This is a genomic window from Pseudoalteromonas sp. SWXJZ94C (assembly GCF_015864385.1).
Lineage (GTDB): Bacteria > Pseudomonadota > Gammaproteobacteria > Enterobacterales > Alteromonadaceae > Pseudoalteromonas.
This window is the reverse complement of sequence record NZ_JADYXF010000159.1, coordinates 1-609: the sequence shown is the minus strand read 5'-3', so window position 1 is coordinate 609 and position 609 is coordinate 1. Positions and strand designations below refer to the sequence as shown.

General features: G+C 33.0%; 2 protein-coding genes. Both read right to left on the bottom strand.

Annotation, left to right across the window (positions count from 1 at the left end; all coding sequences use genetic code 11):
- Positions 1-314: hypothetical protein (locus tag I6F65_RS21555; RefSeq protein ID WP_231613271.1), on the bottom strand; the 314-nt coding region annotated here is incomplete at its 3' end.
- A 7-nt stretch (positions 315-321) separates the two neighbouring features.
- Complete coding sequence (locus tag I6F65_RS21550) at positions 322-501, bottom strand: DNA/RNA non-specific endonuclease (protein ID WP_197114889.1); 180 nt, start codon at positions 499-501, stop codon at positions 322-324.
- Positions 502-609 lie beyond the last annotated feature (108 nt).

Below are 609 nucleotides of genomic sequence, written 5' to 3'. Positions count from 1 at the left end.
TCAATTGAAAAATCACCTTCAGAAGTTATTTCAAAACGCGCTTTATTCCAAGGCACATCATCTTCATCCTTTTGCATTATTTTGTATAGTGCATAGAAAGCTTCATCTACATCGGAAAAGTTTATAACACCATTCTTCTCATCTAGATCAAACACACTAACCACATTATTAAGGGTATAATTAGCGCCAATCGAAATCGCAACATCAACCTTATCCATATTTACTTCTAAAAAGGCGACATCCCATTCTTCAGGAAGTCTCTCGTACATTTCTTGGCCTATGAAATTATAAGCCTCATCTATTTCTTTAAACATTTTCATCTCAATTTTTGAATTTTTTAGGCTTTTGTTGAATTCCATCAACTTTTGATTTAGCTATAAATCTTTTAGGTGTAGTACATTTTTCATCATATTCTATCAATATTTCCACCTCAACAACTTTACCGTCTTCCAAATGCTCTGCCCACTTTCTTTCCATTTTTCGCCATTCACCATTCACCATTCACCATTCACCATTCACCATTCACCATAGCAATTAAACCAGACAGCCACTCTAATTGAACAAATAAAACTGTGCTATAAAATTTAATTTTTAGGTTAAGAATATATC